Source organism: uncultured Acinetobacter sp. (assembly GCF_947626835.1).
Classification (GTDB): domain Bacteria; phylum Pseudomonadota; class Gammaproteobacteria; order Pseudomonadales; family Moraxellaceae; genus Acinetobacter.
This window is the reverse complement of sequence record NZ_CANQTS010000002.1, coordinates 105,849-119,628: the sequence shown is the minus strand read 5'-3', so window position 1 is coordinate 119,628 and position 13,780 is coordinate 105,849. Positions and strand designations below refer to the sequence as shown.

Below are 13,780 nucleotides of genomic sequence, written 5' to 3'. Positions count from 1 at the left end.
GGGTCTAATCTTGTATTAGACCCTTTTTTTAACGCTGTAGCATATACATTAACAATGCAAGCAAACTCAAGCCAACCAGTACACTTGACACCACGTAGCTTAAGGCAAGCATAAAATGCCCCTATTTCAGCAACTGAATAGTTTCTAAACCAAAACTAGAAAAGGTGGTAAAACCGCCTAAACAGCCCACCATAAAAAATAAGCGTGCCTCTTGCTGTAGAGTTGGATATTTTTGACTCAATGCAAAAAATAGCCCTGCTAAGCCACAACCTAAAATATTAATCCACCATGTTGTCCATGGAAATAAGCTGTGTGACTTGAAAAAGACTAAACCTGCGCCATAGCGTAAACTTGCGCCAATTGCACCGCCTAATGCCACCCAGAACCACGTCATTTTTTTCTCACCATAAATGCTTTTACTTCACACTCAAGCACTTTATATTAATGTTTATTTTTTAAGGATGACCCAGATGGTACAGGATTTACTGCAAAGCTTAACTCAAGCATCCTTTCAATTTAGTGATGTATTGGCTTACATTGACCAGCATTATCACTACACCCCCACCGCCTTTAGAAACGGTGCACAATATAACCAAGCTGGGGAAAATCAAGGCAGTGCTAAAGTTTTTTCCTTTGCACAGTTACATCAATTAGAACACGAGCAAACATTAAGCTTATTTGCTGAACATTATGTAGGAGTTTTAGCAGACCCGACAGGCTCAAGCCATCAAAATATTCGGCAATTTATGCAGCATGGCTGGCAAGGCATTGAGTTTTCAGGACAAGCTTTACAAGCTAAATAAAAAAACCTCCCAAATGGGAGGTTTGTTTTAGTGAATGGTCACCTTACATGACCAACGTGCAGGAGATTGACCTTCCCAACCACGCCCCTGATGAATGGCAATTTGGTCTGTGCCGGTTGCTTTAGCAGTAAACGTAAAGGTTTTGTCTTGTCCTGAACCCGGAACTGGCATGTCAGTTGGTAACATAGCAACATAAGCTTTAGTTACATCAAAATTTTTGGCACCTACAACGCTCCACGAATAACCAGTTGAACCGCTATTATCATAAAACTGTACGCTAATGCTCTCGCCTACTTTTAAAGTTAGGTTTTCCGCACATGGTGTATCTACTGTATAACTATAGGTCCCTTTTGGTAGTTCTGTGGGTTTTGGTGTACTCACACAAGCAGTGAGTAATGCGCTAGCCATACACAACAAAGCAATTTTTTTCATATTTTCCCCAAAGATTTAAGTGTGGACTTTTTCAATCCATTGAATTGAATTTACACGAAAAACCTCACATGCACCATCACCAATATCCGTAGGCGTTAAAGATGAACGCCAGACTAAATCTTGATCTTTGATTTCAACCAACTCGCCCTGTAAACGCACGAGATCCCCTCGTTTTACTTGTTTAATTTTTTGCGCAATCTCAGGATTAGCCGGCACAATGTGCATATTGGACACCATTTGCATGGCCTGCTCTACCGGTACTGGAACTTGTGGCATTTTCCAATTTAAGTAACGGTCATATTGATTGACAGAAATGGTGCGGGCAATTTCAGGTTCAGCAAACATCCCCCAACTTACCGCATAGTCAATTGGTGAAAATTTCGCTTGTGCATCATCATGATAGATTTTTGAACCTAAAATTCGAAAGTCACCTTCAAATGGCTGTAAAACCTCAATAGATTGATGGGCAACAACGGGCGGTAAACCTTTGGCAATATTGTACTCTGCTGAAGCATGGCTGATTACAACCCCAAAGATACTCAACGCAGCACAGGTTGCCGCAAGCAGGGCTCTTTTCATGGCAATGCTCTTTATCTGTATAAACTTAAATTTAAGCTTAATGTTTTGATTCAAAACTGCAATTTTGAATAGGTAACAAGTTGCTTAGCTTTGCTATATTTTTGTAGCTTTTTCATCTACTCCTTAGCATGGCTTTTTAAAAATGAGTGTCTAAGATACTTAGCATTTGTTCAATTTTTGGTTGTTTTGGCACATACAAGTTACATCAAAAATATTTTATGTTTCACTGACATAATGATTTATTTATACTTTTGTCCTAAATAATAGCGATGTCATAAAACAATGCTATGCTAGGGCTGAGCAGAATAAAAGCACTAGGGTCATGAAAACTATTTTAATTGCAAATCAAAAAGGTGGCTGTGGCAAAACCATAACCGCGATTAGTCTCGCCTCAGCATTGGCGCAAAAGGGCTATAAAGTTGGACTTGCAGATGCAGATAAGCAAAAATCCGCTTTACATTGGCTCAAACAACGTCCCGAGCAGGCCAATCCGATTCAAAGCGTAGACTGGACATCTGAGAAAAATTTTGGTCATGCACCCAAACAGCTAGAATATCTTATTGTTGATGCACCCGGCGCACTCTCAGGTGACAATGCCGAACAACTGATTGCTGAAGCTGATGCGATTTTAACGCCCCTACAACCCTCATTTTTTGATATCGATAGCACACGCCGTTTCTTAAAGCACATCCAAGATATTAAACGTATTCGTAAAGGCAAAGTGCAGATTCATTTGCTGGCCACACGCGTTAAAGCCAACAGTGCCAGTAATAAAGAGATTCAAGCCTTCTTTGAAAAAGTCGGTCAGCAACCACTGGCTTGGATTTCAGAGCGTGCTGCTTACGGACAACTGGCACAACAAGGCTTAAATATATTTGATAAACCTCAAAAAACGTATTTAAGTATGCAAGATCAATGGCAACCGGTATTAAATGCAATTGTTGAAGATCCAAGTAATTGGTTTTAAATTTAAAAATGATTTCTCAACACGCTTTAACTTGCTGCAATAGATTTTTCAGTTAAGATGGTTCACGACACATTAATTAATCAGTGACATCAGTGCATCAATACGCGCCAACAATACAAAGAGTCTTACTCTTTGGGCTATTTTTCTTCTTGTTGTTTTTGAGCTTTAGCGTGCTCAAATACTTTATTGTGCCGGTATTGTGGGCTGCTATTATTGCCTATATGACTTGGCCACTGTATCGTCGCATTAAAGCCTTTTGCAATGAAAAATCAACCTTAAGTGCTACCGTCATGATTTTACTGGTGGTCTTGGTGGTGGGTATACCGGTGTTGTTTGCTTTATTTATGCTGCAACACGAAGGGCGCAACCTGTATTATGAATTACAAAAACAAGTTTTTTCAGGGCATGTAAAAGTTCCTGATTTTATTACCAATTTACCTTTTGTGGGCAGTGAGATTGCGCGTACTTTGCGTGAACTTAATCATGATCCCAATAGCATTATTCAATCTGTGTCTTTGTGGATTCAAGGCCATTTAAATTACGGTAAAGTGGTCTTTAATGAAGTTACCCGTAATTTAATCAAACTGTGCTTTGCAGTGTTAACTTTATTTTTCTTCTACCGCGATGGTCAAAGCATTTTAAATCAAGTCAGTCGTGCGCTTGAAATGGTGATTGGTCCGCGTGTGCATCATTATCTTGACACAATTTCAGAAACCACGCGTGCTGTGGTTTATGGTGTGGGGCTCACTGCAATTGCGCAGGCTTTATTGGCAGGCTTGAGTTATTTTGTCGCTGGTGTTCCTAATCCAATGCTACTGACCCTTGTGACTTTTGTGTTTGCTTTAATTCCTTTTGGTCCTCCTGTAGCCTATGGCGCAATTTCATTGTGGTTATTTTCCCAAGGACAAACCATTGAATCTATTGGTGTTTTAGCATGGGGCATTTGTGTGGTAAGCACTGCCGACAATGTGATTCGTCCTTTGGTGATTTCAGGAGCCACCCAAATTCCATTTATTTTAATTATGTTTGGCGTGCTTGGGGGATTAGCCAGCTTTGGCATGGTCGGTTTATTTATTGGTCCGGTAATTTTAGCGGTACTGCTTGCTATTTGGCGTGAATGGTTGCACGAAGCACAAGAATCTGATGCTGCATTTCCGCAACTCAAAGCACCTGAGCCAGTCGATTCATCTGTATCAAAATAAAACTTATACAGTTATGGCATTGAGTTCAGACTACGACTTTGTTTAAATGATTCTTGTTTATAATTACAAGCTTAGGGATTCTTCTATGTCATCATTCGTTAAACTTCTTAGCATCACGGCACTAAGCACTATTTTTGCCACAGGTTGTGCCACCACCAATGAACAAGGTCAAATTGTACCTACAGCACAAAAAACAGTTGAAGTAAATGCAGTTTCAGCGCAAGGGATTGGACAAAAACTCGGTACGATTACGTTTCAAGACAGTGTGGCTGGTTTAATCATTAGCACCAATTTAACTGGCTTACCTGTAGGTGAGCGTGGTTTTCATATTCATGAAAATCCATCATGTGCACCTGCAGAAAAAGATGGCAAGATGGGCGCAGCTTTAGCCGCAGGTAGCCATTTAAATAGCAATGGCGCTGCCAACCACGGTACACCGTTAACTGGTCACTTAGGTGACTTACCTGCGCTTAAAGTCGCAGCAGACGGCACTGCCAATGTACGTTTAATTGCACCACGTTTAAAAGTGGCAGATCTTACTAACCGTAGTGTGATGGTGCATGCAGGTGGTGATAACTATGCTGATGTGCCTAAAGCACTCGGTGGTGGTGGCGAGCGTATTGCCTGTGGCGTGATTCGCTAAAATTTAAAGCAGCTTCGGCTGCTTTTTTATTGTCCTAAATTGTTAATTGAATTTAGTATCTTAAAAAGATCTCCAACTCAATCACACTGTATTAATCATTTAATTGCTTATCTCGATTTAAAGCACTAGGCTAGCAAGTATAGAGTAGTTTTTTTGTGCATCTGATATGAATATTCAAGCTTTACGTGTACTGGGGTTAGTTGAAGGTTTATCCTTTTTAATGCTGTTATTTATTGCCATGCCACTTAAATATGTATGGGGCAATCCCATTTTAGTGAAATATGTAGGCATGGGACACGGCATTTTAGTGATTGCTTTTGTCTTATTATTATTTGTGGTGTGTGAACATAAAAAATGGCCACTGAGCATGTTTGTGACCGGTTTAGTTGCAGCTATTTTACCGTTTGGCACGTTTATTTATGACCGTAAGCTTAAAAAAATGCAAGGCTAAAAGAAATCCCGCACTAGGCGGGATTTTTTATTCAGGCTTCTTATTAGCAATTACTTGCATAATCTTGCCCTCTAAATCTTGATAAGATAAGACATGCAGTGGCATGCGAAGCGTTGCCGTGCTGGCTTGCCAATTGAGTACATGCCCAAAAGCATCTTTACGTTTAAGTTTTTCCCCAACTCCTAAAGACAAAGAAAATAAATTCATAAAGCTACGTGCGCCTACTCCCACAAATGGCTCAAAAATCAATTTATGGGTAATGTCAGTTTCGCTGTGTTCCCAACGTTGGGTAATTGATTCATCATGTAAATGCAGAGCCAAACTTTTTGGATATGGCTCCACAAAAACCACCTTTTCAATCCCTGCGGCTAAAATATGTTTAGCACAGTTATGGCATGGAAACGTGGTGACAAATAAAGTTGCCCCTACGGTTGAAATATTACTGCGGCTACAACTGAGTAAAGCATCCATTTCGGCATGCACAACCCGACCATATTCCAAAATGTTTTTAATTTTGCTTTGTCTTAAAATATTTTCAATTTCAGTTTTTACTGAAGCACGACGCTCATTGGGCATCTCACGCTCAATCACATGTTCAATTTGACCCAGTAAGTCTTGAATAATGCCCTGTTTTTCTTGCGTATTGACATCATAGCCACGCATATAGTCACGCCCATTGGCGACATCTTCAACCGCACCAGTCTCTTCATTAAAGTAAGGCCAATATGTACCACCGCGAAATTTAGGCACATCATTAGAGCCAATCGCTAAAATGGTTTCATCACGCGCCACCACCGCCCCCACTTGGCGCGATAAATCTGCCGAACGTAAACTGGCGCTAAATGACATATAAGCGGCAAATTCATTAAAGGTAGGCGTGATATACGGATTCTTAAAAATCAGCTTTAAAAAGCGTAAACAAGATTCACGTAAATGATTTAAATTATGTTCAAATTTTAAAAAATAGTCTGCCAAATGAAAGGCTTCACTGGTATGTTGCCCATAGGAATTGGCTTCACCTTCATCACGTTCAATTAAGATTTTGGCATTGTCTTCACTCATGCCATATTTATTGACCAAAGCGTGGGTACGTGCAGTTTTGGCTTCATATAAAGACAATTGAAAAAAGCCATTGCCATAAATTTGGCGTAGTGCTTGAATTTCTGCTTCATGTTTGAGTGAATCAACAATGTAAGCCACACGGCGTTGTTGAATATCTTGCTTTGGATGTTGCTGTTGCCATGCTTGGCGACGCTGATAAATTTGCTTAACAATCTGTAGCGCTAAAAAGTCATTCTGATAGTCACGACGCAGTTCATTGCCTTTGTCCATATAATGTTGGATACGGTCAAATGCACTGCCATTTTGGGTATAAGGATAAAATTCGGCAAGAATGTCTTTAGATACGCGAATAATTTCAACTTGATAATTAAATTGCTGTTCAAGTAAGTTTTGCACAATGTCGGTTAAGGGGCTTAAGCTACTGCCCACCGCACCAACAAGACCAATGACAAGCTCATGGTTGGTTATTTTGATATTTTCGAGCATAGTGCACCAGTAAAGAAAACAGCAGATTCTCTATTCTCTATACTGATGTGTTTTTTTTCAAGTTTTTAGATTCTATAAGTAGTTTAGAGCAATAAATATTAGCTTACTACGAAATCCTGCCCATTCTCTAACCAATCATAAAATACTACAGCTTTCCTAAAGTTCGACATATAATTACTATTCCGATAGAAATCATGTTTTTGCTGTAAATAATTTCTAAGCTCACCTAAATCTATATCTTGGAAATAAGGTAACCATGTAACAAAGTCGTATGGTGTTGCAGATGTAAGAAAATCTCCAAAGCCTACTGATTGATATTTCGAAACGAAACTTTTGTATTTTCCTGACATAAAATCTTCTCGTTTTAATCTTCTTAATTTGCCATGCTCCTCCACTCCGACAAATTTTTTAATTACGTTTTTCTCATACGGATAGTCTTTTAATGAAGTTACCCCAATATCTTTTAAGTATTTGAAAATTGGAACAAATTTAGTAGATTTGTTAATACTAGGTAAGGTAAGTTTTAATATATGTTCCGACTCATACTCTTTATCGCAGAATATTATATTGCGAATTAAATCTGAGTTATCAATTGAATCATAACCTACCATTCCAAGTTTTTTGTAATACCTAAACCAAACACAATTTCAACATCTTCGAAATTATCAATCTGATCATAGTCGATGACAGCAATCTTTGATTGAGGATCAACTTTATTGACTACCTCATACACTCTTTCCTTACACATTCTAAGAATATGAGCAGGTAACCTTCTCTCAAATTTTCCTAAAGCTTTATATATTGGCGAGAAATCTTTCGCTTTGACTAACTTAATAGGTACAGATAAATTATTTATCGTAAGTGAAGAGTTTTCTATACGTGGCTCAGTATCATCTTTTAAGCGATTCACAAATATTAAATTATTTCTTAATCTTTCTAAATTTTCTTGACCCGAACATAAAGCTATTGAATAAAGAATAGATCGTATATTTTTATCATTGAGCGAATAACCAATAAAAATTACAGGATGTTCAACAAAAATTGTGATTAACTTTGATGCTAGATATGCATTCTTCTGATTAAAATCCTCGTAATCTTCATCTGTAAGAATCATAGACTGAATTTCTGTACAACATCCATGTATTTTATAAACTTCACCTATGTTCATAATATTTGAATATAAAAACATCCTGTTGTCCTTTATATACCTCATATTTAGGAAAAATTTTCTCTGCTAGTAAGTCCCAGTTGGTGGTAATTACACCATCTATCTGACACTTTCTTAATAATTGTAGCTCCTCATATAACTCTAACTCTTCTAATGGGACATCTTCAGTCTTTGATTTGAGATATTTAGCAATTTCATATCTTAGAGGAGAATCTTTAAAATCAAGTGTTGGATTTTCTTCTCTACTTTGAATATAAGATTTGTGATTCCACCAATGCTCAAAAAAGTCATCAGCTAAATGTCTAGCTGATTGTTCTATACATCCATTAGACTTACTTTTGTAATACGAATAGTTTTTCAAATTCAAACAAAATTTTGATAATAATCCTTCCCAACTTTCTAGATTAATATATCTCTTAGAAAAACCTGAACCTAAAAATAAAAAGGGGGCAGAAGTGCTCTGCTTCAATAAATCTGATAACTGTTGTTCTAAACTCATTATTCCCCCAATAAAAAAGCGCATCAATTGATACGCTTAACATAAAAGAATCGTTTAAAAAAGCAACTAAAATTTTAAGGGCATACAGCTGTTTGGAAAGTCTTGGTATTCTTGCCACGGCTACATTTATAACTGGCTTTTTTATCCACTAAATTCCATTGCTCATCTATGAACTTAAATTGATAGGTAGTACGAATAGCACTTACAGAATCATCCATTAAACCTGATTCTAACACTGTCACTTGGGCGGCAGTTGGCGACTCCACACGGTTAAACACTTGACGAATTTCAAGCGTATTTAATTCAGATGCTAAATTTGGCTGCGTTTTTAACACTTGCTCAAGCGGTGTAGAGGATGCATGCACCACGCCTTTGGCTTTATGCATTAAATTTTCAGTGGTGGCACATGCCGTTAATGATAAAAGTGCAGCAGTTAAACCCAAAATACGTACCATCAAATTATCCTTAAATGTATTCAATATAGCTTGATCATGCCTCGTACTTAGCAAAAACTCTATGGCAACACTGTATAAAAAAAGCCCCAACATGGGTTGGGGCTTTGAATTATTTTATCTGATTAAAGATCAAATAATTTACCTGGGTTCATAATGCCATTTGGATCAAAGGCAAGTTTTAAAGCTTTCATATATTCAATTTCTTCAGGAGAACGCGTGTATTCAAGGTAAGGCTTTTTGGTCATACCTACACCGTGTTCTGCAGAAATTGAACCGTCATATTTCTTCACAGTATCAAACACATACTTATTCACCACTTGGCATTTCGCAAAGAATTCGTCTTTGTTTAAATCTGCAGGTTTTAAAATATTTAAGTGTAAGTTACCGTCACCAATATGACCAAACCAGCAAATTTCAAAGTCTGGGTAGTTGGCATTTACAATCGCATCAATCTCTGCAATAAATGCAGGTACATGCGTAATTAACACAGAAATGTCGTTTTTGTATGGGGTAAATGGTGCGATAGATTCAGAAATATCTTCACGCAAGCGCCATAGGCTTTCCACTTGATCAAGACTTTGGCTTAACACACCGTCAAGTACCCAACCTTGTTCCATGCAATGCTCGAAAATTTCCATCGCCTTGTCCATAATTGGCTCAAATGGCGCTTCAAATTCAAGCAACACGTAAAATGGGCATTGGGTTTCAAATGGACGTTGTACATGACCATGATCAAGCACTTTTTGCATGGCAAGTTCACCAAAGAACTCAAATGCAGTTAAGTCAATTTTGGCTTGGAAAGCATGTAATACAGGCATTACTGCTTCAAAATCAGGTACACCTAACACCATGACTTGTAAGTCTTGTGGTTGGCGCTCAAGCTTAATTTCAGCTTCGGTAATTAAACCTAAAGTACCTTCACCGCCAATAAATAAGTGCTGTAGTGCATAACCGGTGGCATTTTTAATCATGCCTTTGTTAATGCGTAAAATATCGCCTTTACCAGTCACTACAGTTAAGCCTAACACCCAATTGCGTGTCATGCCGTATTTAATCACTTTAATACCGCCAGCATTGGTTGCAATGTTACCGCCAATTTGGCTTGAACCTGCCGAAGCAAAGTCAACTGGGTAATACATGCCTTGCTCAGTTGCATAGTTTTGTAACTGTTCAGTCACCACACCTGCTTGGACACGTACCATACGGTCAGCTGGGAAGAATTCCAAAATTTGGTTCATCTTGTCCATGCTCACCACGATTTCGCCATTGGCTGCAACCGCACCTGCCGATAAACCGGTACGACCGCCACTTGGGGTAATGGCTATATTAAATTGGTTGGCAAGTTGAACAATTTGTTGCACTTGTTCTGTGCTAGATGGGAAAACGATGACCGATGGATTTGGGTCAAAGTGTTTGGTGTGGTCACGTCCCCAATTTTCGAGGCTGTCAGCATCAGTTTTAATACGGTTTTCACCGACGATAGCTGTTAATTGAGCCAATAACTCAGGTGTTAAAGCGACTGGAGCATTCATCGTTTGCAGACCTAGCAAGAAGTTTATTCACAAGAATATGAGCAAAAAACAAACATTTAAAACGAATATTTTTCATCTCATCAGGCACAAAAATCGTTCCACTCAATGGGCACGCTTTTTGTGGGACACTATTATAAATCATTTTTCTGTCAGACTTATAGAAAATGCATTTTTTGATCATATCGCTTACAAATTACAGGCTTAATTAGACCGAAATTGGTAAAATTGACGATATTTTCAACATACAAGAAATTCCATCAGTCATAAAGCAAATGTTTATAGTGCATTTTCCTATGCTATCATATTGCCACTAAATTTGGCCTTTGTAGCGGAGCCGTAATGAGCCAACATCTTTCTCTACCTAAAGATAAAATTCGTTTCTTATTGTTAGAAGGCGTTCACCAAAACGCAGTCGACACATTAAATGCAGCGGGATACACCAACATCGATTATCGTAAAACAGCGCTTGAGGGTGAAGCACTGAAAGAAGCGATCAAAGATGCTCATTTCGTTGGTATTCGTTCACGTACCCAATTGACTGAAGAAGTCTTTGAAGCAGCAACTAAACTGATTGCTGTAGGTTGTTTCTGTATTGGTACCAACCAAGTGAATTTAGATGCAGCAATGCGTCGTGGTATTCCTGTATTTAACGCACCTTACTCAAATACACGTTCTGTTGCAGAGCTTGTACTTGCTGAAGCGATTCTTCTTCTTCGTCGTGTACCTGAAAAATCAACAGATACGCATGCAGGCGGTTGGAACAAGTCAGCTGTAGGTTCGTATGAAACGCGTGGTAAAACTTTAGGTATCGTAGGTTACGGTTCAATTGGTTCACAACTTTCTGTACTTGCTGAAAGCATGGGTATGAAAGTGATCTACTTTGACACAGTGACAAAATTACCTTTAGGTAATGCTCGTCAAGTCGGTTCTTTAGGTGAACTTCTTGCCAATGCTGATGTGGTGTCTTTACACGTGCCAGATGTTCCATCTACACGTAACTTCATGACCAAAGATCAGTTTGCACAAATGAAAGAAGGTTCTATCTTCATCAACGCAGCACGTGGTACATGTGTAGTGATTGAAGATTTAGCCGATGCGCTTAAATCGGGTCATATTGCAGGTGCTGCGGTTGACGTATTCCCGAAAGAGCCTAAAGCCAATGGCGAAGAGTTTGTATCGCCACTACGTAATATTCCAAACGTGATTTTAACACCGCATGTCGGTGGTTCAACCATCGAAGCACAAGCAAACATCGGTTTAGAAGTGGGCGAGAAATTCGTAGCTTACTCTGATAAAGGTATGACTTTATCTGCGGTAAACTTCCCAGAAATCGCGCTTCCTTTAACTGAAGGCAAGCACCGTTTATTGCACATTCACCAAAATGTGCCGGGCGTTTTATCAAAAATTATTAACTTGTTCGCTGAACAAGGCATCAACATTTCTGGTCAGTCTTTAATGACTAAAGGTGATGTCGGCTACTTAGTGATGGACGTTGATGCAGCGGGCTCACAAGAAGCACTTGATACCTTACATACAGTTGAAGGCACAATCCGCGTTCGCGTATTGTTCTAATCAATAGTTAAGAAAAAGCCACAGTCTTTAGACTGTGGCTTTTTTTATTGAAGGCTAAAAACTATGCCTTGGCATGTTTTGTTAGATTTTATTGTGGAGTTGACCAACAATTATTTTGACCATCTACTAAACGTGGCACCTCAATATCTCGATCCACATATTCACCATCACACCATGAGCTATCATTAAAATTAAAGTAGATTTTGTTTTGGGTTAAACCATCATAGTCTAAATCACCCTGACGTTGTAAATTGCCTTTGTTGACATACGCCCACGCTTCAATCCAAAAAGAAAGTTGATCATCATTAGATGCTCTGACCGGTAAATATACCGTTAAGGTCTGATTGATGGGTAAGCTATATGTCTTATTCACATACAAACCCTCTGAATCAAGCCCATCATCTAGTTGAGTGCCCATATACATTTGTACATTACAGGTTAAATCAATTTCATTGGCCAAGTTACAACGTAAATCAAACGGGGTTTTATCAAATAGTTTGCTTTCTTGATCAAGTAAAATTGTGACATCTTGTGTGCCATTAGACACCGCCCAACCTGTATAACTATACACAGCAGTCTCACCTTCTACATACTGAGCACGTGCTTGCCACTGCAATTGGGTAGCATCTAAACTGGTACGTACAATACTGCCTTCCTTGGCAACGCTATATTCACGTCCATTTAAAGTCACTACACAGTCAACTGCTTGATTGTCCTTTAAACAGCGTACTAAATTTTTAGTTTTTGCAGCGACTAAATCAATACGCACATGATTTGGAATAACGGAGCTGACTTCAGCTAGGCTGTCATCATTGGGATGGCTGGCTCGCCAATCAATACGCCCAGCGCTTGGCATATTAACAATTTGTACACCTTCGGCAGGCACATAAGCTGTATGTGTAATTTTACTGTTGTCTGTTAGGGTTGCTTTAGCCGTGACATGACAAGGTGCTGCTACATCGTCAGCAAAACATTGCACAAAGACCGTGGCTGCTCCTTCATACTGAAAATCCCAATTCCATGTAGAAAAATGCTCAACCGTTGCCTGTACCGCTAATCCCGTTGCAGACTGAGTTGATGCCACTACATAACCAACACCCTCTTCCACCCATAAGCCTTTGCTTTCATCGAAATACCACATTGGGATTGGTGTACCGATCAGCATTTGCTTGTTGTCGATGCTCTCCACAGGTAGATCCATACGTAGCTCGGCGGTTTTACCTTGCGCCAATTGTAAGGTTTCACCTTGTGCATTTTTAAAAGTGGCAGAAATCATGCCTGCACTAATTAAATTTACAATTTCACTTTGGGCATTTTGAGCTACACCATTGGCAGGCATTGCATTAAGGTCATCGCCTTGAATATCCCATGGACTAAACTCCACTGTTACTTTACCAGTGGCCACTTGTCCATTGGGGCGTACAAAGGCATTGGCTGGTAAGCTAATACTGGCATTGAGTTCTGAACTTTCAATCACTTGCGCTTTTTCAATTGCAGGTACTTCAATCACATTTTTAACGGCAATTAAACGTGCATTGATATGGTCTAGCTGCGTAACTTTGACTCTTACTGACTGACTCACAAAGCCTGCTTTTTCAATCTGTACCACCACGTACTCGGCATTTTTTGGAATATTAAGCGTAAACTTGGCTTTACCTGTTGCATCAGTAGTAAAACTTTGTCCGGCAATCTTAATCTTGGCATTGTTAATACTGTTGCCTGAACTGGTCAAAACTAAAGCTAACACCTGCTGTTGAATGGTATTTTCACTTGGTGGCACCTGAGTCTCATTTGAACTAGAACCACACCCCGTTAAAGCCACGCCTAGCATCGTGGCAAGAAGAATTTTCTTAAATTGCATATTCATGTTTTGAGTCCTTATAATTATCCTCTTTTGATTAAAAATTAATCAAAAAATTAGCTTGCAAG

15 protein-coding genes and 1 pseudogene are annotated in these 13,780 nt (G+C 39.0%); 6 read left to right on the top strand and 10 right to left on the bottom strand.

The annotated features are described in order from the left end of the window. Positions 1-28: 28 nt before the first annotated feature. A pseudogene (gene crcB, locus Q0Z55_RS02100) lies at positions 29-394 on the bottom strand (fluoride efflux transporter CrcB). A gap of 76 nt (positions 395-470) precedes the next feature. Here crcB and Q0Z55_RS02095 point away from each other — a divergent pair. Next, the gene (locus tag Q0Z55_RS02095; RefSeq protein WP_297423607.1) at positions 471-803 is read left to right on the top strand and encodes a HopJ type III effector protein; all 333 of its coding nucleotides are present in this window, start codon (positions 471-473) and stop codon (positions 801-803) included. Between the two features lie 27 nt (positions 804-830). Here Q0Z55_RS02095 and Q0Z55_RS02090 read toward each other — a convergent pair whose 3' ends face one another. Then, positions 831-1,235: a protease inhibitor I42 family protein gene (locus Q0Z55_RS02090; RefSeq protein ID WP_297423605.1), complete on the bottom strand. Its 405-nt coding sequence runs from the start codon at positions 1,233-1,235 to the stop codon at positions 831-833. Between the two features lie 15 nt (positions 1,236-1,250). After that, positions 1,251-1,814: a hypothetical protein gene (locus Q0Z55_RS02085; protein WP_297423602.1), complete on the bottom strand. Its 564-nt coding sequence runs from the start codon at positions 1,812-1,814 to the stop codon at positions 1,251-1,253. 322 nt (positions 1,815-2,136) lie between these two features. Between Q0Z55_RS02085 and Q0Z55_RS02080 the strand changes: the two genes are divergently transcribed. The 4 genes from Q0Z55_RS02080 to Q0Z55_RS02065 all read left to right on the top strand — a co-directional run bounded on the left by Q0Z55_RS02080 (position 2,137) and on the right by Q0Z55_RS02065 (position 5,077). Beyond that, positions 2,137-2,781: a ParA family protein gene (locus Q0Z55_RS02080; protein WP_297423599.1), complete on the top strand. Its 645-nt coding sequence runs from the start codon at positions 2,137-2,139 to the stop codon at positions 2,779-2,781. A gap of 83 nt (positions 2,782-2,864) precedes the next feature. Further along, positions 2,865-3,983: an AI-2E family transporter gene (locus Q0Z55_RS02075; RefSeq protein ID WP_297423596.1), complete on the top strand. Its 1,119-nt coding sequence runs from the start codon at positions 2,865-2,867 to the stop codon at positions 3,981-3,983. A gap of 85 nt (positions 3,984-4,068) precedes the next feature. Continuing rightward, positions 4,069-4,626 (top strand): superoxide dismutase family protein, encoded by a 558-nt coding sequence (locus Q0Z55_RS02070; protein WP_297423593.1) that lies wholly within the window; start codon positions 4,069-4,071, stop codon positions 4,624-4,626. 166 nt (positions 4,627-4,792) lie between these two features. After that, entirely contained in the window at positions 4,793-5,077 is a 285-nt protein-coding gene (locus Q0Z55_RS02065; RefSeq protein WP_297423591.1) for a DUF3817 domain-containing protein, read from the top strand. 27 nt (positions 5,078-5,104) lie between these two features. On the opposite strand, the gene Q0Z55_RS02060 is transcribed toward Q0Z55_RS02065, so the two are convergent. The 6 genes from Q0Z55_RS02060 to Q0Z55_RS02035 form a co-directional block, all read right to left on the bottom strand. After that, positions 5,105-6,625: an anti-phage dCTP deaminase gene (locus Q0Z55_RS02060; RefSeq protein ID WP_297423588.1), complete on the bottom strand. Its 1,521-nt coding sequence runs from the start codon at positions 6,623-6,625 to the stop codon at positions 5,105-5,107. Positions 6,626-6,723: 98 nt separating this feature from the next. Continuing rightward, a complete protein-coding gene (locus Q0Z55_RS02055; protein ID WP_297423584.1) occupies positions 6,724-7,236 on the bottom strand; it encodes a hypothetical protein in 513 nt (170 codons plus the stop codon). Further along, the gene (locus tag Q0Z55_RS02050) at positions 7,230-7,814 is read right to left on the bottom strand and encodes an SIR2 family protein (RefSeq protein WP_297423581.1); all 585 of its coding nucleotides are present in this window, start codon (positions 7,812-7,814) and stop codon (positions 7,230-7,232) included. Before Q0Z55_RS02050 ends, Q0Z55_RS02055 begins: the two co-directional genes overlap by 7 nt. Beyond that, complete coding sequence (locus Q0Z55_RS02045; protein ID WP_297423578.1) at positions 7,780-8,292, bottom strand: hypothetical protein; 513 nt, start codon at positions 8,290-8,292, stop codon at positions 7,780-7,782. The genes Q0Z55_RS02050 and Q0Z55_RS02045 overlap by 35 nt, the downstream gene beginning before the upstream one ends. Positions 8,293-8,366: 74 nt before the next feature. Continuing rightward, positions 8,367-8,747, bottom strand: coding sequence for a hypothetical protein (locus tag Q0Z55_RS02040; protein ID WP_297423575.1), 381 nt, complete (start codon positions 8,745-8,747; stop codon positions 8,367-8,369). A gap of 122 nt (positions 8,748-8,869) precedes the next feature. Further along, entirely contained in the window at positions 8,870-10,279 is a 1,410-nt protein-coding gene (locus Q0Z55_RS02035) for an FAD-binding oxidoreductase (protein WP_297423573.1), read from the bottom strand. 339 nt (positions 10,280-10,618) lie between these two features. On the opposite strand from Q0Z55_RS02035, the gene serA reads away from it, so the two are divergent. Next, on the top strand, positions 10,619-11,851 hold the full coding sequence (gene serA, locus Q0Z55_RS02030) for a phosphoglycerate dehydrogenase (protein ID WP_297423570.1): 1,233 nt from the start codon (positions 10,619-10,621) through the stop codon (positions 11,849-11,851). Positions 11,852-11,939: 88 nt separating this feature from the next. Here the strand turns inward: serA and Q0Z55_RS02025 are convergent, their stop codons facing one another. Continuing rightward, positions 11,940-13,718, bottom strand: coding sequence for a hypothetical protein (locus tag Q0Z55_RS02025; protein WP_297423567.1), 1,779 nt, complete (start codon positions 13,716-13,718; stop codon positions 11,940-11,942). Positions 13,719-13,780: the final 62 nt, after the last annotated feature.

Bases quoted from the DNA above. Each gene is read 5' to 3' on its own strand.
- Q0Z55_RS02095 (WP_297423607.1), top strand. From the start codon at position 471: ATGGTACAGGATTTACTGCAAAGCTTAACTCAAGCATCCTTTCAATTT.
- Q0Z55_RS02090 (WP_297423605.1), bottom strand. From the start codon at position 1,235: ATGAAAAAAATTGCTTTGTTGTGTATGGCTAGCGCATTACTCACTGCT.
- Q0Z55_RS02065 (WP_297423591.1), top strand. From the start codon at position 4,793: ATGAATATTCAAGCTTTACGTGTACTGGGGTTAGTTGAAGGTTTATCC.
- Q0Z55_RS02080 (WP_297423599.1), top strand. From the start codon at position 2,137: ATGAAAACTATTTTAATTGCAAATCAAAAAGGTGGCTGTGGCAAAACC.
- Q0Z55_RS02070 (WP_297423593.1), top strand. From the start codon at position 4,069: ATGTCATCATTCGTTAAACTTCTTAGCATCACGGCACTAAGCACTATT.
- Q0Z55_RS02085 (WP_297423602.1), bottom strand. From the start codon at position 1,814: ATGAAAAGAGCCCTGCTTGCGGCAACCTGTGCTGCGTTGAGTATCTTT.
- Q0Z55_RS02050 (WP_297423581.1), bottom strand. From the start codon at position 7,814: ATGTTTTTATATTCAAATATTATGAACATAGGTGAAGTTTATAAAATA.
- Q0Z55_RS02055 (WP_297423584.1), bottom strand. From the start codon at position 7,236: ATGGTAGGTTATGATTCAATTGATAACTCAGATTTAATTCGCAATATA.
- Q0Z55_RS02025 (WP_297423567.1), bottom strand. From the start codon at position 13,718: ATGAATATGCAATTTAAGAAAATTCTTCTTGCCACGATGCTAGGCGTG.
- serA (WP_297423570.1), top strand. From the start codon at position 10,619: ATGAGCCAACATCTTTCTCTACCTAAAGATAAAATTCGTTTCTTATTG.
- Q0Z55_RS02035 (WP_297423573.1), bottom strand. From the start codon at position 10,279: ATGAATGCTCCAGTCGCTTTAACACCTGAGTTATTGGCTCAATTAACA.
- Q0Z55_RS02045 (WP_297423578.1), bottom strand. From the start codon at position 8,292: ATGAGTTTAGAACAACAGTTATCAGATTTATTGAAGCAGAGCACTTCT.
- Q0Z55_RS02060 (WP_297423588.1), bottom strand. From the start codon at position 6,625: ATGCTCGAAAATATCAAAATAACCAACCATGAGCTTGTCATTGGTCTT.
- Q0Z55_RS02040 (WP_297423575.1), bottom strand. From the start codon at position 8,747: ATGGTACGTATTTTGGGTTTAACTGCTGCACTTTTATCATTAACGGCA.